The sequence below is a fragment of the Acinetobacter sp. YH01007 genome (genome assembly GCF_013420425.1).
GTDB classification, from domain to species: Bacteria; Pseudomonadota; Gammaproteobacteria; order Pseudomonadales; family Moraxellaceae; genus Acinetobacter; species Acinetobacter towneri.
On record NZ_VOYC01000020.1, the window covers coordinates 28,064 to 47,786 of the forward strand.

Consider the following 19,723-nt stretch of genomic DNA (forward strand, 5'->3'; position numbering starts at 1 on the left):
TAAGCAATACTTATAGCTTAAACCATGTCTATGAAATTGACGTGAATCGGGGCTATAAGTCAAGCTGTGTATAGCGTGGCAGTTTATCATTCTCAACGCTTCGTCCAATGGCACAAGATTTCAAACATGCTTTTAAGTTAAAATTAGCTGCTTGCCTTACACATGCAGATGATCCATCCCAATGAGCAGTACATGAGTCGTTTAGTTAAATTTTTTGTGGTGATTGCCATATTGTATTTGTTGTGGATGATGCTGCTCCAGTCAGATGGAGGAATTGCGGATAGCACAACCTATCAGTCATCGCAGCAAGTCCATCAGTTTAAAGACTATACCATTAAAGTTTTGGAAAGCTATGAAGGTGAGTTTCGGGTATTGTCACGTGAAAATTACAATTTTGGACGTGAAGCCGAGCTTAGCCCTGTAGATTTTGCCTTGGGCTGGGGCGAAATGGCCAAGCCTGAAGTGTATAAACAGTTGTCTATTCGTCAAAGCAACCGTTGGTATCATTGGCGTTATGAACAAGCACCACCAATTCCTGTGCAAGAGATTGCAAGTATGAGTGCCAATACGCATTTAATTCCTGCAACGCCCGCGATTGCGACACAGTTAAAACAGATTGATGAAGATGATTTGATTTATTTGAAAGGTAAATTGGTTGAGGTCACTGCCACAGATGGTTGGCAGTGGCGTAGTTCTTTAAGCCGCAATGACACAGGGGCGGGCGCGTGTGAATTAATGCTCGTTGAAGATGTGCGTGTCATCGAAAATTAGGGTCTATCTACAGACCCAATTGACCTAAATATTTAATAGCTTAAAGGGAGATAGCTCCCTTCAAGCTATTTTTTCCTTTGAGCTATTTTTCTTTTGGCTCTGGCGGTGTCATCCCAAATTGTAAATACGCCATATTGGTGGCAATACGCCCGCGAGCGGTTCGCATTACATAACCTTGTTGAATTAGGTATGGTTCAATTACATCTTCCAAAGTGCCAGAGTCTTCAGCCATAGCAGCGGCCAAAGCTTCCACACCTGCAGGCCCACCATCAAAACGCTCTAATAACATTGATAAATAACGACGGTCTAAGGTATCTAAACCATCTTTATCGACATTCAGCATATCTAGCGCACGTTGTGCCATCTCTTGCGTGACTTCACCTGTGCCTTTGACCTGCGCATAGTCACGAACGCGACGCAATAATCGGTTGGCAATACGTGGTGTACCGCGCGAACGACGAGCGACTTCATTGGCTCCTGCATCGGTCATTGGCACATCCATTAAACTCGCCGAGCGTTTGACAATATGGGTCAAATCTTCAACCGAATAAAATTCCAAACGCTGCACAATACCAAAACGGTCACGTAACGGTGAGGTGAGTAAGCCTGCACGTGTGGTAGCGGCGACAAGGGTAAATGGTGGCAAGTCCAGTTTAATGGAGCGTGCTGCAGGCCCTTCACCAATCATGATGTCCAGTTGATAATCTTCCATCGCTGGATACAAGATTTCTTCAATCACAGGTGAAAGACGATGAATTTCATCAATAAATAACACATCGCCTTCTTCAAGATTGGTCAGCATGGCGGCTAAATCACCTGCGCGTTCCAAGACAGGCCCTGAAGTGGATTTAAGATTGCCGCCCATTTCACGGGCAATAATATTGGCGAGTGTGGTTTTACCTAAACCTGGTGGTCCAAAAATCAGGGTGTGGTCCAGTGCTTCTGCGCGTCCACGGGCTGCACCAATGAAAATTTCCATTTGTTCACGCACTACAGGTTGCCCAATATAGTCATCGAGTGAGGTGGGGCGAATGGCGCGATCAATTTGATCTTCGGGTTTTTCAGAACCACTGATTAGACGGTCTTGCATATCGTGTTAACTAATCTCTTGAGCTGGGCATTTTGATGCTGCATGCACAGCCTCAAAGTATGAGTTGCGTTTAAATGCCTTTGCGAAGGCATGATTTTACTTTTGAAAGATCAAAAGTAACAAAAATCTTATGTTGAGTTGAGGGTATATCCCTATACCCCAACTCAACGGGCGACATCCATGTCGCCAGTCATGTATCCAATATTGGAAAGATGAACTTACGCTAGGTTTGTTGGCATCTTTTATTTATTCATCGACTTTAATGCTGCACGGATAATATCACTGGCTTCAGTAAAATCGGCCTTAACTGCATTAATCAGTTTTTGTGCTTCGGCAGGTTTATAACCTAAAGACTGTAAAGCGGCTTCGGCTTCGGCAACAGCAGAATTGCCTGTAAACTGGATTTGAGTCATTGTGGAATTGCTGCTGCTCACTTCGTTGGACATGGCTTTAAAGCGATCACGTAATTCAATCATTAAACGTTCAGCAGTTTTTTTGCCCACACCTGGCACTTTAATCAGGGTATTAATATCTTCATGTTCTACGGTGTGAATCAGTAGCTCGACGCTTAAGGTTGATAAAATACCTAGCGCCATTTTTGGGCCGACACCATTGACTTTAAGTAAGGTTCGGAAAATGGTTTTTTCTTGGGCTTCTAAAAAACCATATAACAATTGAGCATCTTCACGCACGGCTAAATGCGTCCATAGGGTAATTTTCTGCCCTTTTTGTAATTGGCAAAATGTGGTGAGCGGCGTGTCAATTTCATAGCCCACACCATTCACATTCAGCAACACGGTTGGTGCTTCTAAAGCCAATACTTCGCCAATAAGACATCCGATCATATTTGTGATTCACTGATTGATTTAAAATAAGTTGCTGTTCGCATAGTAGAGCGCATTTTCACAAAAGGCAAAATTCGTGCTTAAATTCTACGTCAATCTTATATAAGTTATTGATATACATGTGATTCGTCATAGCAGACCAACCTTATTGCCTTGTAATTCTTGCGATAAATTATAGGCTTGGTGATCTGAAAACTTAGAGATAATGTCCAAGACTTGCATGATATTGTCATAATGATTATGCGCAAAATCTGCCCCTGAGCGTTGCAAGATGGACATTAAACGCTGCTCTTTAAAACTTAGGGTTTTATGGGGTGTGGTGAGCGGAATAAACGCATCCAAAATATTTTGTAAACTTTGATGCGCAATAATTTCCAATCCAGCTTTTTGCGGATGCTCGAAAATTTTCTCACGCGCTAAGTCTTTGGCGCGATTAATACCAATTTCAATATCTGCTGAGCAATACTGTAAAAGGCTGCCTTTAAGTTGTCCCATTAGGATTTCAAAATGGTGTTTGGCAAACGCTGTGGTGACTTCATCGACTAAACGCTTCATGACCCGACCACGCAAAGCGGCAATTTTTTGTTGCCATGTGGTACGTGCCATCGCTAGTTCTGCAGGAATACCGTAGTCACCAATCAAGTTTAAAAAGATCGGTTCAACTTCTTCATAGCTGAGCATGTTTAAAATAATGCCATCTTCCAAATCAATTAAGGCATAGCAAATATCATCCGCTGCCTCCAATAAATATGTCAGTGGATGACGACAATAGTGATAATCGCCCAATTGAATCAGTCCAAGTTGTTCTGCAATTTGTTTGAGAATTTCTTTTTCAGCTTGGTAACAACCAAATTTATCACGTTGATTGGCAGGGCGGTTGCCTTGTTCGGCAATGGTTTTGGAGAGCCACGGATATTTTAAATAAGCGCCTAAAGTGGCATAGGTTAAACGCATGCCGCCATCATTTGGATGATAGTCAATTTTGGTGAGTAGACGTAAACCTTGCGCATTGCCTTCAAATTGACGTACGTCGGCTTCTTCCTCATCACTAAGTTTGGCGAGAAAATTGCCGTGTGAAGCATCGTCAAACCATTCACGAATGGCATATTCGCCTGCATGTCCGAAAGGTGGATTACCAATATCATGTGCCAAGCAAGCGGCTTGAATAATCGCACCGACATCGGCAGGGGAAATCCACATAGGCAAATGGTCTTTGATTTTTTCTGCAGCCAGCATCCCTAATGAACGTCCAATACAAGACACTTCTAAAGAATGGGTCAGGCGAGTGTGAATACCATCGTGTTGAGTCAGTGGATGGACTTGGGTTTTACGGTTTAGTTGTCTAAAACTTTGCGAAAAAATAATACGGTCATAATCTTTATGAAAAGGGCTGCGCGCCTGTTCTGTACTTTGTTTTTTACTACCAATTCGAACTGTGGAAAGCAGTTCTAACCAACGCATTTGAGTCATTTATCATTATTCACTATGTGCTTGTTTTGCATCATGCCAAAAAAATGACAAAAGCTCTAGGGGCGTGCGACATGGCTTGTCTTTTTAAATCTAAATTCATACAAAATGGGGGATAAGTTTGTGGCGAAGCGTACTTTAAAGTTTTTTTGGGGAACTGTATAAATTGAGGATTGGATGATGCGTATAGGTTGCCAAAATAGCAACAATGCTCAAATTTTTATGCTAATTTCTAATTAATTGTGAAATGGATAGCGAAGTTTAAATATGCTCAAACTGATTTACTATGTGCCTGAATCTCATCTTGAAGAAACTAAACTGGCGGTTTTTGCAGCGGGTGCAGGTGGAATTGGCAATTATGAACATTGTGCATGGCAGGTTTTAGGCACAGGGCAATTTAAACCTGTCAAAGGAGCAAATCCGTTTGTTGGCGAGTTAGATGCTTTGGAACACGTTGCCGAGTGGCGCGTGGAAACTATTGTACCTGAGCAAAATGCTCAGGCAGTCGCAAAAGCGCTCAAGGCAAGTCATCCTTACGAAGAGCCTGCCTTTGAGTTTATGCAACTTTTAGATATTAATTTTTAAAGACTTAAATACCAATTTTTAAAGAAAAATAGAATTGCACTATCACTCATATATGGATTGGGGCAAATATAAGTTGCGTAGATAGAGTTTACTTTTCACGGGCGAAAAGTAACAAAAGCCCTCTGTTAGACTGATGGTACGTCCTGTACCACAGTCTAACGGGCGACATCCTTGTCGCCTTGTCACGAGTCGAAATGTGGCTAGGTTTTAAAAGTACAGTTGAAATATTAGGGTCTGTTGACACTTCATCTATGTTTGCGACGTGAGAGATATATCTCGCAAGGTTTTTTTAGCTGCTATAAGGCATGGGGCAGGAAATTTAGTTATTCTAAATGACTGACTCATAACGCAATAGCAGCAAAAAATATGCTCGTCCCCTTGCGCAGCAAACAAAGCAGCGCTTTGTTCTTGCTCATGTGGCTAAAACTTTCTCAGATTACGTTATGAAACTTGGCAATAGTCTCGCTATTCCTTGCGTTTCATGCCTAATCTGCTCAGTTTTAGCCTACAGCGCAAGCCATTTATGAAATGTTAACAGCCCCTAGACTTTCTGAATAAACAGGTCACGGTCAAAACGGTATTGCGGGAAAAAGACACCATCTTCGGCACGTTCACCTGCAGCAATCACCATCACTGGAAATTGTTGTTCATTCAGTTTTAAGAGTTTGCGTACCATCGGCTCATCAAAACCTTCCATCATACAGCTATCAAAACCGTGTGCGCGAAGGGCTAAGACCATATTTTCACAGGCGAGTGCTGTAGTTTTACTTGCCCAAAGTTTGGCATCGGCAGGGTTAAACGCAGTTACAGGTAATTGTTTATCTAAACTACGTGCAATTTTGAAAGCGACTTTCTTAAAGTTACCTACTGCGTTTAAATAGCCAGTCATGTAGTTATAAGGAATAAACTTGTAATATTTTTTGACTGCAGCAGGTGCTTCAGGAAAAGGGAACTCGCTGATATTCTTTTTTGCCATTTCATCAACACGGTCTGTACGTGCAATACACACGATTAGCTCTGCTGCAGTACGAGCAGCGAGTTGTCCTAAGCAGGCTTTAACCAGTTGTTTTTTCTTGGCAGGATTTTGCACCACGACAAAAGTCCACGGTTGTAAATTAGATGAGTTTGGAGCCAATAAAGCCATATCTAAACAATCATCCAATACTTCTGCAGGAATGGCTTTGTCGGTAAATTTACGCACCGAACGACGGCTTTGAATGACTTTTTTAAAGTTTTCTACATCAATATCTTGTGGTGCAGGTTCAAAATAACGTTCTTTTTTTTCAGCTTTAACATCGGTTGGATTTGGATTAGACATTACAATTTTCCTCAATTTTTTAATGATTGACAGCACATTGCAGAATATGGGGGCGAATAAAGAAAAAACCACATTCAGCCAAAATGAATGTGGTTTTAAAACATCTAGTTCACTTGAAATGGGTGTAAGTACATTTCAGCTAAACAGCGCTTAATTAAATTGGCTGAAATCAGGTTTACGTTTTTGCATAAAGGCCTGCACCGCTTCCATCATTTCTGCTGAGCCGACACGTTGCATAAAAATCTCTGCTTCATGGTCAATCCACGCCACAATTTCATTGACATTATGTTTCATGAGGGCTTTAGATTGTTTAAGTGATGCCAATGGTAAAGCTGCCAATTGTGCTGCTTTTTGTTGCGCCGTTGCATAGACATCGGTTTCAATGCTATTAACTAAATTTGCCGATAATGCCGTTTCGCTATTGAATTTTTGTGCAGTTAGCAACAGTTCAGCCGCCTTGTGATAGCCTGCTTGTTCTACCAGAAGTTTGCTTGATGCACCTTCAGGCGATAAGCCCAAGCTCACAAATGGAATTTGGAATAGGGCAGTATTGTCGCTATACACCAAATCTGCATGCAATAAAATTGTGACACCAATGCCAATTGCCACCCCACGTACAGCTGCAATCAGCGGTTTAGAAAACTTGGCTGCAGATTTTAATAAGATGAATGGAGGACCTTCGGCAGCAGGTAGTTGTCCTTTAAGTGCGGCAGACTTCATAAAGTCTTGCATGTCATTGCCTGCGCTAAAGTCTGCATCTGCACCACGTAAAATCACACAACGTACTGCGTTGGACTGATCTGCTTCATCTAAGGCTTGTGCAATCCACAAATATAATTCACCATACAGCGCGTTTTTTGCTTCTGGTCGGTTGATGGCTAAAGTCAGTACGCCATTGTCTAAATTCGCATTCAAATGTGGGTGAGGTTGTTGAATACAGCTCAGTGTCATCGTACTATCCTTGCTTTGATTGGTTTGAATTTATGGCTCATTATGTCGCAAATTCGCAGCGCTGGCACAACTCATGAGTTCATAAAAAGTTAGTGAATGATGAGATTTGCGTTCCTAATTCAATGTGAAATTTATTTAGAATTTGGGGTTGTTCATTTAAAAAATGAATAAGCAAGGCGGAATCTTAACGTCTATTAATTCTATTTTAGGATTAACCTTCGGTTCGACCTACTTTTGTTTTGGCAAAAGTAGGCAAAACCATTTGTCATCCACGAAACCTGCCCAATTATTGTTTTTGATTTATTATCTTGCAAAAACAATAATGAGTTGATACCACGCAGGTTGTGGATGACATTTCCGCGTATCAGATAGCATCATGTTGTTATCAAAATTAGGATTGGCGTATTTATTATGCAATATACGTTTGATTATTTGGTTTTCATTGGCCGCTTTCAGCCATTTCATTTGGCGCATTTGCAAACCATTCAAATTGCGTTAGCACGTAGTCATTATGTGATTTTGGCATTAGGTTCTGCACAAAATGAGCGCAATTTAAAAAATCCGTTTTTAGCCAAAGAACGTGAGCAGATGATTTTGTCTAACTTTTCACCTGAGATGCAAGAACGGATTAAGTTTGTGCATGTCGTAGATGTCTACAATGATGAAAAATGGCAAAAACTAGTCAAATCTTTAGTCGGTGAATTGATTCAACCGCAAGATCGTGTTGGTTTAATTGGGCATTTTAAAGATGACTCGTCTTATTATTTAAAGTTTTTCCCTGAATGGGAGATGGTAGAATTAGACAGCTTGCAAGATGCCATGTCTGCTACGCCTGCACGTGAGGCTTATTATCGTGGGGAAATACAGCCTAATTTTTTCCCGCAAGGCACAATTGATTTCTTAACCGCATTTCAAAACACGGAAATTTATCGTCAATTACAAGACAAATACCAGCAGCAGGACAGCAGTAATTTGACGGAGTAATCCAGTTTTTAAATGAAAAAGGATGATTGAAAAAGCTTTCAATCATCCAGAACATTGTGTTTTTTTAGAGGCTGAAAATTAAGCCTGTAAAGCGGTTAAATCCGCAAGCACTTGCTCGGCATGTCCTGCAGCTTTGACTTTACGATATTCTTTCAGTAATTGACCTTGATGGAAAATAAAAGTAGAGCGTTCAATGCCCATAACTTTTTTGCCATACATATTTTTTTCTTTAATCACATCAAACAACTGACACAATACTTCTTCTTTATCGCTAATCAAGTTGATGCCTAAAGATTGTTTTTCGGTAAAGTTTTGATGGGCTTTGACTGAGTCGCGCGAAATGCCAATGATGGTGGTATTAAGCGCATCAAATTGTGGCTTTAGCGCAGTAAAATCGACAGCTTGTGTGGTGCAGCCTGGGGTAGAATCTTTCGGGTAAAAATACACCACTAACCAATCTGTACCAAGTTCGGTTAAATTGACTTCGCCTGTGGTTGCAGGAAAAGCTTGATTTGGTAATTGAATTGTCGTGCTCATATTTTTCTCCAAAATCATGCACATAAAAAACTAGCCACATAAAGTGGCTAGTTGAAATTGTTAAGAAAAATTATTTTTTCTCAGCCGCTTTCATTGCTTCTTCAGTTAAGGTTTTTAATTTACCTGTAAGCTGAGGACCAAAACAAGTTTGCAAATCTTTATTTTGCTTTTGTACAAAAGCTAAAGTCGCAGGGCTCTTTTTCTGGTTAATTGCGCTTTGAATTTCCCATTTTTGAGCGTTGGTTAATTTACCATCTGCTTCTACTGCACAAGTACAATATTTGCTTACTTCAGCTGTAGTCAGTTTTTTGCCTTTTGCAGTTTCTTCTTTACAAACATTAATTAAAGCTGCTTTTACATTGGTGCTTTTATATGCTTGTTGCAACTTGTCATTATTTGCGTGTGTCGTTGTTGCGAATAATGCAGCAACAGACATAATCGCAGAAACTATAATGTTTGATTTTAAATTTTTCATACACTTTACCTTGTTATGACGGTATATAACGCGTTGGGTCTGCAACACCGGCATCGGCAAAACCTTGTTTGCGTAAGCGACAGCTGTCACATTTACCACAAGCACGTCCTTGGTCATCTGCTTGGTAGCAAGAAACCGTTTGACTATAGTCTACGCCATGTTCAATACCTAAGCGAATAATATTTGCTTTGGATAAATGTAACAAAGGTGTCTCAAATTTTAACGGTTTGCCTTCTACACCAACTTTGGTTGCCAAGCGTGCCATATTGGCAAAAGCATCAATAAATTCAGGACGACAGTCAGGATAGCCCGAATAATCTACCGCATTAATACCAATCACAATTGCTTCTGCATCAAAAACTTCGGCAGCTGCTAAAGCATAAGACAGGAAGATGGTATTACGCGCAGGCACATAAGTCACAGGAATACCTTCTTGCTCATGATCAGGTACTTCAATGCTGTGATCGGTCAGGGCAGAACCGCCCAAGTTGCCTAAATCAATATTAATCACACGATGCTCAATGCCTGCATTTTTAGTCAAGGCACGTGCAGCATCTAGCTCTGTAGTCGAGCGTTGACCATACATAAAACTAAGTGCAATACATTCATAACGCGCTTGTGCCCATGCCAAACACGTGGTTGAGTCTAATCCACCAGATAACAATACAATGGCACGAGGGCGCATAATTGAACTCCAAATTTTAAAATATAGCGATAGAACTTGAGCAAAAGTGTGAAGATTGACGTCAATACGAATGGGGATTCGTGAGGAGATTAACGACCTGTTTCATCATTCCAAAGCAATTTATGTAATTGCAATTGGAAACGAACAGGGAGATGGTCGGCTAAAATCCACTGTGCCAAATCACGTGCAAGTTGTGGCAAGGCGACTGCACCTTTTTCGACAGCAAATGCAGGGGAGAACCACACTGTATCGACTTTTTTATGCAACTGATATTGCTCAACTTGCTGCTTCGCCCAAAGATAATCGTCATGATTACAAATCACAAATTTGATTTGATCATGTGGGTTTAAAAAATCTAAATTTGATAATAAATTGCGCGACATTTCACCCGATGCAGGGGTTTTTAAATCCAGCACTTTAGATACACGGTTATCCACTTTAGAAATATCTAAAGCTCCACTGGTTTCCAAAGACACTTCACAACCTAAATCTGCCAAGCGTTGCATGAGTGGCAGTGCATTCGGTTGAGCCAGAGGTTCACCACCTGTCACACATACATACGGTGTTTTAAAATCTAGCGTGGTTTGGATGATGTCATCTAAAGATTGACGTTCGCCACCTTCAAAAGAATAGGTGGTATCGCAGTAATGACAACGCAATGGACAACCCGTTAAACGAATAAACACGGTTGGCAAGCCTGATGTATTGGCTTCGCCCTGCAATGAATAGAAAATCTCCGTAATGCGTAAACCCGCAGACGGATCAGAAACAGGAATAGCGGAAGATCGGAGGGTATTCATAAAATTCATCACAGTATGTAAAAAAACAAAAATCTCTACGGTCATTGCTGGCCGTAGAGATGGGGAAAACTAAAAAAAGTTTAGTCTTCGCGTAATAAATCGTTCAAACTGGTTTTTGCACGGGTTTTTGCATCTACTTTCTTCACAATGATAGCAGCATACAAGCTATAAGTGCCACATTTAGAAGGCAGGTTACCAGAAACTACCACCGAACCTGCAGGTACACGACCATAATGGATTTCGCCAGTTTCACGGTCATAAATTTTGGTCGATTGACCAATATAAACGCCCATAGAAATGACAGAACCTTCTTCCACAATCACGCCTTCAACAATTTCAGAACGTGCGCCAATGAAGCAGTTGTCTTCAATAATTGTTGGATTTGCTTGAAGTGGCTCAAGTACTCCACCAATACCTACACCACCCGATAAATGCACGTTTTTACCAATTTGTGCACATGAACCTACCGTTGCCCATGTATCAACCATGGTGCCTTCATCTACATAAGCGCCAATATTGACATAAGATGGCATTAACACCACATTTTTGGCTTGGAATGAACCTTTACGTGCAACTGCTGGCGGTACAACACGCACACCTGCTTGTTTGAATTGCTCGTCAGTCCAACCTGTAAATTTCGTGTCTACTTTGTCGTAGAAACGCAAATCGCAAGATTCAATTGGCTTGTTATCATTGAGTTTAAAAGATAACAAAACTGCCTTTTTTAACCATTGGTGAACGATCCACTCACCATTAATTTTTTCAGCAACGCGTAATGTGCCGTTATCTAAACCTGCAATTGCTTGTTCAACTGCCTGACGAATTTCAGAGGGACAATCTGCAGCGCTGAAATTAGCGCGGTCTTCAAATGCTTGTTCAATGATTGTTGAAAGCTGAGACATCGATGTTCTTACCAGAAAAAAATTTTCCAAAGATTTTACACTATATTGAGTGAGGAATAGATAAAAATTGGAACAGATTGGAATTTATCCTTAGTAAGATAAACAAGTTAAGTTGCGCGCTAAATTGTTGAAGTTTTGAAAATAAATGCTTTTGCAATAAACAATAAAAATAAATTTGTATCAAAAGATAACATAAACCTAGCAAATCTTGCATAAATACTGAGCGCAATAAGCTTTATAGTTTTCACATGAAAAACGAACGAATGAAAATTCAAAAAAGCTTTAGTTTGAGGAGAAACACAATGAAAACTTTACATACAATTTTAGCCGCTTCGGTATTGGCAGCAGTTGCAGGTTCTGCAATGGCAGATACAGCTGTGGTAAAAGATGGCTATGCGTTTGATCGTAACCAATTAATTCCAACAGGTGTACGTGCTGAAGTAGGTACAACTGGTTATGGTGGTGCATTGCTTTGGACTGCAAACCCGTATGTGGGTTTAGCACTGGGTTATAACGGTGGTGATATTTCTTGGTCGGATGATGTCAAAATTGATGGTTCTGAATATGACCTAGATATGGATAACAACAACGTTTATTTAAATGCTGAACTTCGTCCATGGGGTGCAAGTGCTAACCGTTGGGCACAAGGTGTTTATGTAGCTGCGGGTGTAGCTTATTTAGACAATGATTATGGTCTTGAGCGTCGTGTTCAACCAGGTGAGGCCTTTAAAGTAAATAATACTAACTTTATCGCTGATCAAAATGGCAATGGTGTCGATATTAAAGGTCATATGGAATATAAAAATGACATCGCACCTTACTTAGGTTTAGGTTTTGCTCCAAAGATTAACAATAACTGGGGCGTGTTTGGTGAGGTTGGTGCATATTATACAGGTAATCCAAAAGTATCTTTAACAGGTAGTGGTGATGCTTTGACTGGCGGTCAAGACTTCCAAGATGCCTTACGTGCTGAAGAGCGAAAAATTGCCAATGATGACAAATACGAATGGATGCCAGTAGCGAAACTAGGTGTAAGTTACCACTGGTAATATCCATTAGTTTTAGCTAAACCTTAAAAAACGAGCTTCGGCTCGTTTTTTGTGTCTTAAAAGCGATGTGCTAATTTCAAGTGATAAACCCAAGCCTCACGTTGTTCGAGTGAAGAAAAACTTGAAATTTGAGTGATCAATGACTGTGGTTGTACCGTGTCTGGCTTGGTAAAGTGCAAATAATGCAGACCTGCAATCATAAACGTTTTGGGGTTAAAGTGATAAACTGCGCCCGTACCAACACCAACATAACCATCTACAGGGTTTAAACTTGAGGCAGGATTACCTGCACCAGAATCCCATAATCCTTCCACCGCAGTGATCCACTTGGGTGACCATTGATGGGCAAAACCCAAACGCGTAGACCATTGATTCTTTTGATAATCAATCAGGTTGAACTGATTACCTAGTCCTTCAGATTGCAGAATTGCTGCAAATTGAGTGGGTTGAATTTTAAAATATTGCCAATTGACCCATCGCAATGATCCATACAGAAAATTTTGTGCAGGTAAACCTGTGTGAAAATCTAAATTCACCGATTCAGGTGTCTGAATTTCAGTTGCTTGTTGTGGTGCAATCTCTAAAGGAAATCCCCAAATACTTTCGCTTGCATTGGTACTGTGCTTGATTTTAGAGCGATAGGTAATTGCTGTATTAAATGCATATTCAGGAATTTGGTAGCTTACACCTGCCAACCAACCCCACGCATGGTCTTTTGGAAAATGTACGTGATAATCAAAAAAGGTATAGTCAACTTGTGTACCAATTTTCAGATCACCTGAAAATGACTGGTAACTCAGACCTGTAAAGAGGTTCCAATGTTGTGTGGGTTGATAGCCAATAAGCGCTGTAATATTTCTTGAGTCAAACTTAATATCTGCATTTTCTATAGGTAAAGGTTCGCCTGAAAGAATAGGACTATAGTGATAATCCACATCAACAAAATAAGGTTGGTCAAATAATAACGCCACAGAAATTTGTGGATGTGGTTGTAATTTTAATGCAGCTTGGATGAAGTGTTGATTATTGACTAAATTGCCTGTTGAAAAATCTTGAACGCCTAATTCGGCAATATTTTGTTGATGCTGTACCTGACCTGAAATATTGGTATCCACGTGTAGCAAAGCGACTTCCGCATAATTTCCTTTTTCAAATAATGCATGTACCGATTGACCGCTACGTTCTAAAGCGGCAGCAGAGGCATAACCTAGCGGCAGGACACACAGCAATCCAACAAAAATGTGAAATTTCATGTTACGTCCTTGGTCTAAATTATACAATTGTGTTTAAAATCAAATTACGTTTTTTATTATTGATTATATTTTATTCATGTTTCTGATAAATTAAAATCATTATTTTGATTATTTCTAGGCATTTAGATCAGCAAGAATTTTGCCAGAGAACTAAAAGAGAGCCTAGGCTCTCTTATGCATTATTGTTTTATTCTTCAGGATAGGCGATACGTTTTAAAGCTTTAATATCGGCATTCGGTGCACATAAAGAAATAAACTCATAGCCGTAACCACGTAGTAAGTGTCCTTTGCGAACAGCAATCCACGTGGTGTTTACCCCAAAAATATCAGTCTGGATTTGTTTTAGGCGGTAATCACGTTCTGCATCGTATGCCACATTGTTCACCACACCTACGCCCATGCCCAATTCAACATAGGTTTTAATGACATCTGCATCAAGTGCAGACATGACGATATTGACATCAATTCCTGCATCGGTAAATGCTTTGTCAATTTTAGAACGTCCCGTAAAGCCGCCGTGATAAGTGATGATTGGATATTCTGCCAAATCGGTCAGGCTGATCTCAGTTTTACTGGCTAAAGGATGATCTTGTGGGGTAATAATGCTGTGACACCAGTCATAATAAGGCACACTTGCTAAGTTCTCTTCAGTGGTTAGAGATTCAGTTGCAATACCAATATCGGCTTCACCTTGCAGCAGCATTTCGGCAATTTCTACAGGGCTGGCTTGTTGCAAAATCAAATGTACTTTAGGGAATTCTTTTTTAAACAAATTCACAATAGGCGGCAGCACATAACGCGCTTGGGTATGTGTAGTCGCAATGGTGAGCGTGCCTTCATCGACTTTATTAAAGTCATCGGCAAGGCGTTTAATGTTATCTGCATCAACCAACATGCGTTCGACAATACTCAGCAAAGCTTGTCCTGGCTCGGTTAAACCTAGTAGACGTTTGCCTTTGCGCACAAAAAGCTGCACACCAAGTTCATCTTCAAGGTCTTTAATGTGCTTACTCACGCCCGATTGAGAGGTGTATAGTGCTGCAGACGCTTCGGTTAAATTAAAGTTTTGCCGAACGGTTTCTCTAATAATTCTAAGTTGTTGGAAATTCATAGTGGTGCAACCCTAAAAAGGATGGAGCGGGTTAGGCTCCATCTTGATGTCCTTATGCGACTTGATTTTCAAATAAATGTAAAGTGGTTACACTTAACCAAACCGTTTGATTTGGGCGGAATTGGTGCAGTTTCGCTTCATCTGCAGTGAGTGCAATTTCAATTAAATTCCCTTGGCGATCTTGCAATTCTGCAACTACTTTACCAGCAATCCAAACCTCACGTAAGAAGGTCGCTTGAATGGTATTTTCCTGTGGTTGGGCATGAATATGCAACTCATCTGGACGCGCAAATGCAATCACTTTGCCTTGTGGTGCATTTGGTTGATTGAGAAGTTGTACGCGATCTTCACCAATTTGCACAATCCCTTGATGATGTTGTCCTTCAAAACGGTTGGCTTGACCTAAGAAGTCAAATACAAACGGAGTTGCAGGCTGTTCATACACTTCACGCGGTGAACCAATTTGTTCGACATTACCTTTGTTCATGACAATAATTTGATCGGCAACTTCGAGTGCTTCTTCCTGATCGTGGGTCACGAAAATTGAAGTGATGTGTAATTCATCATGCAAAGTTCTTAACCAACGACGTAATTCTTTACGCACTTTGGCATCAAGCGCACCAAAAGGTTCATCCAATAACAATACGCGTGGTTCTACCGCTAAGGCACGTGCCAAAGCAATACGTTGACGTTGTCCACCCGATAACTGCGCAGGATAACGGTCTGCTAAAAAGCTTAACTGTACCAAGTCGAGTAAACGCATAACACGCTTTTTAATCTCGGCTTCTGAAGGTCGGGTTGCACGTGGACGTACCCGTAAACCAAATGCGATATTGTCAAATACGGTCATGTGGCGGAATAGGGCATAGTGTTGGAAAACGAATCCAACTTGACGTTCGCGCACATGCACATCGGTTGCATCCTGACCCTCTAATATCACTTGCCCACGATCTGCCGACTCTAATCCTGCAATAATACGCAACAAGGTGGTTTTACCACAGCCTGAAGGCCCAAGCAGTGCTACCAATTGACCATCTGGAAAATCGAGGGAGATGTCTTTAAGTGCATGGAATGCACCAAAATTTTTTTCAATATTTTTAACTTGAATACTCATGCGGTCATTCCTTAAGAAACAGTTGAATCTTCATTGCGTTGGTTTTGCTTTTCTTGGCGAATTTCAACCCAAGTTTTTAAAATCAGGGTCACAATCGCGAGAAGTGCCAAGAGAGAGGACACCGCAAACGCAGCACTAAAGGTATATTCGTTATAGAGAATTTCGACGTGCAGCGGTAGGGTGTTGGTTTCTCCGCGAATATGCCCCGATACCACAGATACCGCGCCAAACTCACCCATTGCGCGGGCATTACACAGAATCACGCCGTAAATTAACCCCCATTTTATGTTTGGCAAAGTGACTTTCCAGAAGGTCTGCCAACCCGATGCACCTAATACAATCGCAGCTTCTTCTTCCTCTGTGCCTTGCGCTTCCATTAAAGGAATCAATTCACGCGCCACAAAAGGTACAGTAATGAAGATGGTGGCAATCACAATTGCAGGTACGGCATATAAAACTTTGATGTCGTGTTCCATCAACCAGCCGCCCATCCAACCTTGTGTACCAAAAATCAGGACTAGCATTAAACCTGCAATGACAGGAGAAACTGAAAAAGGCATATCAATTAAGGTGGTGAGGATCGACTTACCACGGAAATTGAATTTCGCCACTGACCACGCTGCGGCAATACCAAATACCACGTTTAAAGGTACGGCAATGGCTGCAGTGAGTAAGGTTAATTTCACTGCCGATAAAGTGTCAGGATGCACCAATGCTTGGGCATAGACACCAATGCCTTGTTTAAACGCTTCGACAAAAACCAAAATCAGCGGCAAAATCAGACAGCTTAAGAAGAAAATGAAGGCAATTGCAATCAGGGTATAGCGTACCCAAGTCGGTTCACGTGTTGCATCGCGTGATTGTAGTTTTTCAGCCAAAGCATTGCTGTTGGTATTTAAACTCATCGTGCAGCTCTCCCTGTGCGACGACTTGCCCATGCTTGTAATAAGTTAATTAAGAACAGCATGACAAAAGAAATCAGCAACATCACCACAGCAATTGTGGTTGCACCTGCGTAGTCATATTCTTCTAAACGAGAAATAATCATTAAGGGTGCAATTTCAGTTTTAAATGGTTGGTTACCTGCAATGAAAATTACCGAGCCATATTCACCCACGCCACGCGCAAATGCGAGTGCAAAACCTGTAATCAGTGCAGGCAATAAAATAGGGAAAATCACTTTGGTGACAATTTGAAAGCGGTTAGCCCCTAGCGCAGATGCTGCTTCTTCCAACTCGGTTTCTAAGTCACTGAGTACGGGTTGCACGGTACGCACAACAAATGGAATACCAATAAAAATCAGGGCAAGGGTAATCCCGATAGGGGTATACGCGACTTTAATGCCTAATGGTTCTAAATATTGTCCAATCCAGCCAGTCGGTGCGTATAAAGAAGTCAGGGCAATACCCGCAACTGCAGTAGGCAATGCAAAAGGTAAATCGACCAAAGAATCTATAATACGTTTGCCCGGAAAGCTGTATCGTACCAAACACCATGCCAATAATAAGCCGAAGACGACATTAATAAAGGCTGCAATGAGCGCAGCGCTAAAACTGAGTTGCAAAGATTTTTGGATACGTTCTGAACTTAAAATTTCCCATAAACCATCCCAACCGATACCCAGCGATTTAATAAATACAGCCGATAAGGGAATAAGAACAATTAAGGATAAATACGCTAGGGTAAAGCCTAGAGAAAGACCAAATCCTGGCAGCACTTTGGATCGCTGCGACATGATGACTCCTCAAAAGAGAGAATGAGTGTTTGAAAACAAACAGATAAAAGCAAAAGATAAATTCGGCACAAGCATAATTTGCGAAGATTAAATTGCAAATTTGAATAAATACTTGTTGTTATCAGAAATACTGATATGTGATTGCATATTTTCTGCAATCAAATAATCATAAATTTCAGGAAATGCCCCAAAGCCTGATGCAACATTAATATGACCCACTTGTCCTAAATTAATCGGTGTTAATTGCCATGCTTGGGCAAGTGCCTGTGCATCTGCAAAACTTAGCCACGGGTCATTTTCACTGATCAATAAGCGTGTCGGTACAGCCAATTTAAGTTGCTGAAAATATGCCGAATAATTGCTTTGGCTATATTGTGCAAAACCAGACTCACCAAAACGGGCAGGGTTAGCAGGTGCAACCAAAACCACATTTTTTATTTTCGCCTGCAGTTCAGGGTGCTGCGCCAATGCTGCCACTGTGGTCAGACAACCAAAACTGTGCGCCACAATTTGAATGTCGTCCTGAATTGGGGCAACTGTTTTGACAAATTCAGCAACCCAGTTCTGTAAAATTGGGCTATTCCAGTCTGACTGTTGTACACGCGAGCAAGACATGAGTTGTCGTTGTAACCAAGATTGCCAGTGAGCATGTTCACTGCCACCTACACCTGGAACAATTACGGTATGAATCATGTCGATGCTCCTTCGCATATTTCAGCCTGAAATAATGATCTGAATAACGCTTGAATATGAATTGAACCCATCATTTTCAGCTTTGGCTGTGATCACTTGGATTCAAAACTCAGTAAGATAATGCTGTAAAATTCATGTTTTAAATAATCTGCAACAAGGATAACTAGAGTTTCTATGCAAAAAAAATAATTAAAAATGAATTTTATATGAATAAAAGAGATATATGTGAATCAGGTAAAAATGCGTTTGTGAAAACACCCGCATTTTTCAATTTGGGTGTTTTCAGCTAGAGCTTTGGTATGATTTACCTTTCGGAGTATTATTTGGTTTGGTTGGCTTTGACAATCTGATCGAAAATGCCATCATTTTCAAAGTGTTGCTTCTGAACTTTGCTCCATCCACCAAACTCTTGATCAATAGTCACCAACTTCAATGGTTTAAATTGCGACTTATATTGTGCCAACACCGTAGCATTACGTGGTCGGTAATAATTCTTCGCAGCAATGTTTTGACCCGCAGGCGAATAGAGATAGTTTAAATAGGCTTTGGCTAAGTGTTGATTGCCATCTTTTTGCACATTTTTCTCTACAATCGCCACAGGCGGTTCAGCCAAAATAGATAGAGAAGGCGTGATGATCTCAAATTTACCCGGTTGTTCACGCACGGCTAAATAGGCTTCATTTTCCCAAGCTAACAAAACATCACCAATGCCACGTTCTGCAAAAGTGGTGGTTGAGCCACGTGCGCCTGAATCCAATACTTTGGTTTGTTTATAAATTTGGCGAACAAACTCTTGCGCTTTAGCATCATTGCCCGCAGGTTGATGTTTTGCCCATGCCCACGCTGCCAAATAGTTCCAGCGTGCACCGCCAGATGTTTTTGGATTTGGAGTAATGATTTCCACACCAGGTTTGACCAAATCGCCCCAATCTCGAATACCTTTCGGGTTGCCTTTACGCACTAAAAATACAATTGTGGATGTATAAGGGGTCGAGTTGTGCGGAAATTTCTTTTGCCAGTCTTTAGGTAATAGACCGCGTTTGGCAATTTCATCAATATCGGCAGCCAGTGCCAAAGTCACGACATCGGCACCTAGACCATCAATCACCGCACGTGCCTGTTTGCCCGAACCGCCATGCGATTGTTTAAAGTTAATGTTTTGCCCGGTGGCTTTTTTCCAGTACGCACCGAAATCTTTGTTAAAGTTATCGTATAATTCACGGGTTGGATCGTAGGAAACATTCAGAAAGTCTTTTGCAGAAACGCTCAAGGTTGTTGCCGAAAGTACTGCCGCCAGTAGTCCAATTTTCAGTTTTGTAAAGTTCATGTTTGACCTCAGGTATTAAATCTGTTGTTGA

The 19,723-nt window shown here is 41.0% G+C and carries 21 protein-coding genes; 4 read left to right on the forward strand and 17 right to left on the reverse strand.

The features are described 5' to 3' along the window. Positions 1–192: 192 nt before the first annotated feature. Positions 193–771 carry a hypothetical protein gene (locus tag FTT74_RS11160; RefSeq protein WP_179989043.1) on the forward strand — a complete coding sequence of 193 codons (579 nt, stop codon included), beginning with the start codon at positions 193–195 and terminating at the stop codon, positions 769–771. 82 nt (positions 772–853) lie between these two features. On the opposite strand, the gene ruvB is transcribed toward FTT74_RS11160, so the two are convergent. The 3 genes from ruvB to FTT74_RS11175 all read right to left on the reverse strand — a co-directional run bounded on the left by ruvB (position 854) and on the right by FTT74_RS11175 (position 4,176). Then, positions 854–1,861: a Holliday junction branch migration DNA helicase RuvB gene (gene ruvB, locus FTT74_RS11165; protein WP_004971787.1), complete on the reverse strand. Its 1,008-nt coding sequence runs from the start codon at positions 1,859–1,861 to the stop codon at positions 854–856. A gap of 242 nt (positions 1,862–2,103) precedes the next feature. Beyond that, complete coding sequence (ruvA, locus tag FTT74_RS11170; RefSeq protein WP_179989042.1) at positions 2,104–2,706, reverse strand: Holliday junction branch migration protein RuvA; 603 nt, start codon at positions 2,704–2,706, stop codon at positions 2,104–2,106. Positions 2,707–2,835: 129 nt separating this feature from the next. Further along, the gene (locus FTT74_RS11175; RefSeq protein WP_019837718.1) at positions 2,836–4,176 is read right to left on the reverse strand and encodes a deoxyguanosinetriphosphate triphosphohydrolase; all 1,341 of its coding nucleotides are present in this window, start codon (positions 4,174–4,176) and stop codon (positions 2,836–2,838) included. A 264-nt stretch (positions 4,177–4,440) separates the two neighbouring features. Between FTT74_RS11175 and FTT74_RS11180 the strand changes: the two genes are divergently transcribed. After that, positions 4,441–4,758, forward strand: a complete 318-nt coding sequence (locus tag FTT74_RS11180) for an NGG1p interacting factor NIF3 (RefSeq protein ID WP_167845893.1) — start codon at positions 4,441–4,443, stop codon at positions 4,756–4,758. A gap of 541 nt (positions 4,759–5,299) precedes the next feature. On the opposite strand, the gene FTT74_RS11185 is transcribed toward FTT74_RS11180, so the two are convergent. Together FTT74_RS11185 and FTT74_RS11190 are read right to left on the reverse strand one after the other, a co-directional pair. Next, positions 5,300–6,076, reverse strand: coding sequence for a nitroreductase family protein (locus tag FTT74_RS11185; protein WP_179989041.1), 777 nt, complete (start codon positions 6,074–6,076; stop codon positions 5,300–5,302). Positions 6,077–6,226: 150 nt separating this feature from the next. Continuing rightward, positions 6,227–7,027, reverse strand: a complete 801-nt coding sequence (locus FTT74_RS11190; RefSeq protein ID WP_179989040.1) for an enoyl-CoA hydratase-related protein — start codon at positions 7,025–7,027, stop codon at positions 6,227–6,229. Positions 7,028–7,438: 411 nt separating this feature from the next. On the opposite strand from FTT74_RS11190, the gene FTT74_RS11195 reads away from it, so the two are divergent. Further along, the gene (locus FTT74_RS11195) at positions 7,439–8,011 is read left to right on the forward strand and encodes a nicotinate-nicotinamide nucleotide adenylyltransferase (RefSeq protein ID WP_096901115.1); all 573 of its coding nucleotides are present in this window, start codon (positions 7,439–7,441) and stop codon (positions 8,009–8,011) included. 78 nt (positions 8,012–8,089) lie between these two features. Here the strand turns inward: FTT74_RS11195 and FTT74_RS11200 are convergent, their stop codons facing one another. The 5 genes from FTT74_RS11200 to dapD form a co-directional block, all read right to left on the reverse strand. After that, complete coding sequence (locus FTT74_RS11200) at positions 8,090–8,548, reverse strand: peroxiredoxin (protein WP_096901114.1); 459 nt, start codon at positions 8,546–8,548, stop codon at positions 8,090–8,092. 70 nt (positions 8,549–8,618) lie between these two features. Next, positions 8,619–9,023 carry a hypothetical protein gene (locus tag FTT74_RS11205; RefSeq protein ID WP_004971768.1) on the reverse strand — a complete coding sequence of 135 codons (405 nt, stop codon included), beginning with the start codon at positions 9,021–9,023 and terminating at the stop codon, positions 8,619–8,621. Positions 9,024–9,036: 13 nt separating this feature from the next. After that, positions 9,037–9,708 (reverse strand): 7-cyano-7-deazaguanine synthase QueC, encoded by a 672-nt coding sequence (gene queC / locus FTT74_RS11210; RefSeq protein WP_136144778.1) that lies wholly within the window; start codon positions 9,706–9,708, stop codon positions 9,037–9,039. Between the two features lie 89 nt (positions 9,709–9,797). Then, on the reverse strand, positions 9,798–10,508 hold the full coding sequence (gene queE / locus FTT74_RS11215) for a 7-carboxy-7-deazaguanine synthase QueE (RefSeq protein WP_179989039.1): 711 nt from the start codon (positions 10,506–10,508) through the stop codon (positions 9,798–9,800). An 80-nt stretch (positions 10,509–10,588) separates the two neighbouring features. Beyond that, a complete protein-coding gene (gene dapD / locus FTT74_RS11220) occupies positions 10,589–11,410 on the reverse strand; it encodes a 2,3,4,5-tetrahydropyridine-2,6-dicarboxylate N-succinyltransferase (protein WP_131261166.1) in 822 nt (273 codons plus the stop codon). Positions 11,411–11,712: 302 nt separating this feature from the next. Between dapD and carO the strand changes: the two genes are divergently transcribed. Continuing rightward, a complete protein-coding gene (gene carO / locus FTT74_RS11225; protein ID WP_179989038.1) occupies positions 11,713–12,459 on the forward strand; it encodes an ornithine uptake porin CarO in 747 nt (248 codons plus the stop codon). Positions 12,460–12,515: 56 nt separating this feature from the next. On the opposite strand, the gene FTT74_RS11230 is transcribed toward carO, so the two are convergent. The 7 genes from FTT74_RS11230 to FTT74_RS11260 form a co-directional block, all read right to left on the reverse strand. Further along, positions 12,516–13,712, reverse strand: coding sequence for an outer membrane protein transport protein (locus FTT74_RS11230; protein WP_179989037.1), 1,197 nt, complete (start codon positions 13,710–13,712; stop codon positions 12,516–12,518). Positions 13,713–13,899: 187 nt separating this feature from the next. Further along, complete coding sequence (locus FTT74_RS11235; RefSeq protein ID WP_178318841.1) at positions 13,900–14,823, reverse strand: CysB family HTH-type transcriptional regulator; 924 nt, start codon at positions 14,821–14,823, stop codon at positions 13,900–13,902. A gap of 52 nt (positions 14,824–14,875) precedes the next feature. Then, positions 14,876–15,937 carry a sulfate/molybdate ABC transporter ATP-binding protein gene (locus FTT74_RS11240; protein ID WP_168417798.1) on the reverse strand — a complete coding sequence of 354 codons (1,062 nt, stop codon included), beginning with the start codon at positions 15,935–15,937 and terminating at the stop codon, positions 14,876–14,878. Between the two features lie 11 nt (positions 15,938–15,948). After that, a complete protein-coding gene (cysW, locus tag FTT74_RS11245) occupies positions 15,949–16,842 on the reverse strand; it encodes a sulfate ABC transporter permease subunit CysW (RefSeq protein ID WP_096901108.1) in 894 nt (297 codons plus the stop codon). Then, complete coding sequence (gene cysT, locus FTT74_RS11250) at positions 16,839–17,672, reverse strand: sulfate ABC transporter permease subunit CysT (RefSeq protein WP_096901107.1); 834 nt, start codon at positions 17,670–17,672, stop codon at positions 16,839–16,841. Before cysT ends, cysW begins: the two co-directional genes overlap by 4 nt. Before the next feature lie 87 nt (positions 17,673–17,759). After that, entirely contained in the window at positions 17,760–18,365 is a 606-nt protein-coding gene (locus tag FTT74_RS11255) for an alpha/beta hydrolase (RefSeq protein WP_179989036.1), read from the reverse strand. A 319-nt stretch (positions 18,366–18,684) separates the two neighbouring features. Beyond that, positions 18,685–19,692 (reverse strand): sulfate ABC transporter substrate-binding protein, encoded by a 1,008-nt coding sequence (locus FTT74_RS11260; RefSeq protein WP_004971740.1) that lies wholly within the window; start codon positions 19,690–19,692, stop codon positions 18,685–18,687. Positions 19,693–19,723: the final 31 nt, after the last annotated feature.

Bases quoted from the DNA above. Each gene is read 5' to 3' on its own strand.
- FTT74_RS11160 (WP_179989043.1), top strand. From the start codon at position 193: ATGAGTCGTTTAGTTAAATTTTTTGTGGTGATTGCCATATTGTATTTG.
- ruvB (WP_004971787.1), bottom strand. From the start codon at position 1,861: ATGCAAGACCGTCTAATCAGTGGTTCTGAAAAACCCGAAGATCAAATT.
- ruvA (WP_179989042.1), bottom strand. From the start codon at position 2,706: ATGATCGGATGTCTTATTGGCGAAGTATTGGCTTTAGAAGCACCAACC.
- FTT74_RS11175 (WP_019837718.1), bottom strand. From the start codon at position 4,176: ATGACTCAAATGCGTTGGTTAGAACTGCTTTCCACAGTTCGAATTGGT.
- FTT74_RS11180 (WP_167845893.1), top strand. From the start codon at position 4,441: ATGCTCAAACTGATTTACTATGTGCCTGAATCTCATCTTGAAGAAACT.
- FTT74_RS11185 (WP_179989041.1), bottom strand. From the start codon at position 6,076: ATGTCTAATCCAAATCCAACCGATGTTAAAGCTGAAAAAAAAGAACGT.
- FTT74_RS11190 (WP_179989040.1), bottom strand. From the start codon at position 7,027: ATGACACTGAGCTGTATTCAACAACCTCACCCACATTTGAATGCGAAT.
- FTT74_RS11195 (WP_096901115.1), top strand. From the start codon at position 7,439: ATGCAATATACGTTTGATTATTTGGTTTTCATTGGCCGCTTTCAGCCA.
- FTT74_RS11200 (WP_096901114.1), bottom strand. From the start codon at position 8,548: ATGAGCACGACAATTCAATTACCAAATCAAGCTTTTCCTGCAACCACA.
- FTT74_RS11205 (WP_004971768.1), bottom strand. From the start codon at position 9,023: ATGAAAAATTTAAAATCAAACATTATAGTTTCTGCGATTATGTCTGTT.
- queC (WP_136144778.1), bottom strand. From the start codon at position 9,708: ATGCGCCCTCGTGCCATTGTATTGTTATCTGGTGGATTAGACTCAACC.
- queE (WP_179989039.1), bottom strand. From the start codon at position 10,508: ATGAATACCCTCCGATCTTCCGCTATTCCTGTTTCTGATCCGTCTGCG.
- dapD (WP_131261166.1), bottom strand. From the start codon at position 11,410: ATGTCTCAGCTTTCAACAATCATTGAACAAGCATTTGAAGACCGCGCT.
- carO (WP_179989038.1), top strand. From the start codon at position 11,713: ATGAAAACTTTACATACAATTTTAGCCGCTTCGGTATTGGCAGCAGTT.
- FTT74_RS11230 (WP_179989037.1), bottom strand. From the start codon at position 13,712: ATGAAATTTCACATTTTTGTTGGATTGCTGTGTGTCCTGCCGCTAGGT.
- FTT74_RS11235 (WP_178318841.1), bottom strand. From the start codon at position 14,823: ATGAATTTCCAACAACTTAGAATTATTAGAGAAACCGTTCGGCAAAAC.
- FTT74_RS11240 (WP_168417798.1), bottom strand. From the start codon at position 15,937: ATGAGTATTCAAGTTAAAAATATTGAAAAAAATTTTGGTGCATTCCAT.
- cysW (WP_096901108.1), bottom strand. From the start codon at position 16,842: ATGAGTTTAAATACCAACAGCAATGCTTTGGCTGAAAAACTACAATCA.
- cysT (WP_096901107.1), bottom strand. From the start codon at position 17,672: ATGTCGCAGCGATCCAAAGTGCTGCCAGGATTTGGTCTTTCTCTAGGC.
- FTT74_RS11255 (WP_179989036.1), bottom strand. From the start codon at position 18,365: ATGATTCATACCGTAATTGTTCCAGGTGTAGGTGGCAGTGAACATGCT.
- FTT74_RS11260 (WP_004971740.1), bottom strand. From the start codon at position 19,692: ATGAACTTTACAAAACTGAAAATTGGACTACTGGCGGCAGTACTTTCG.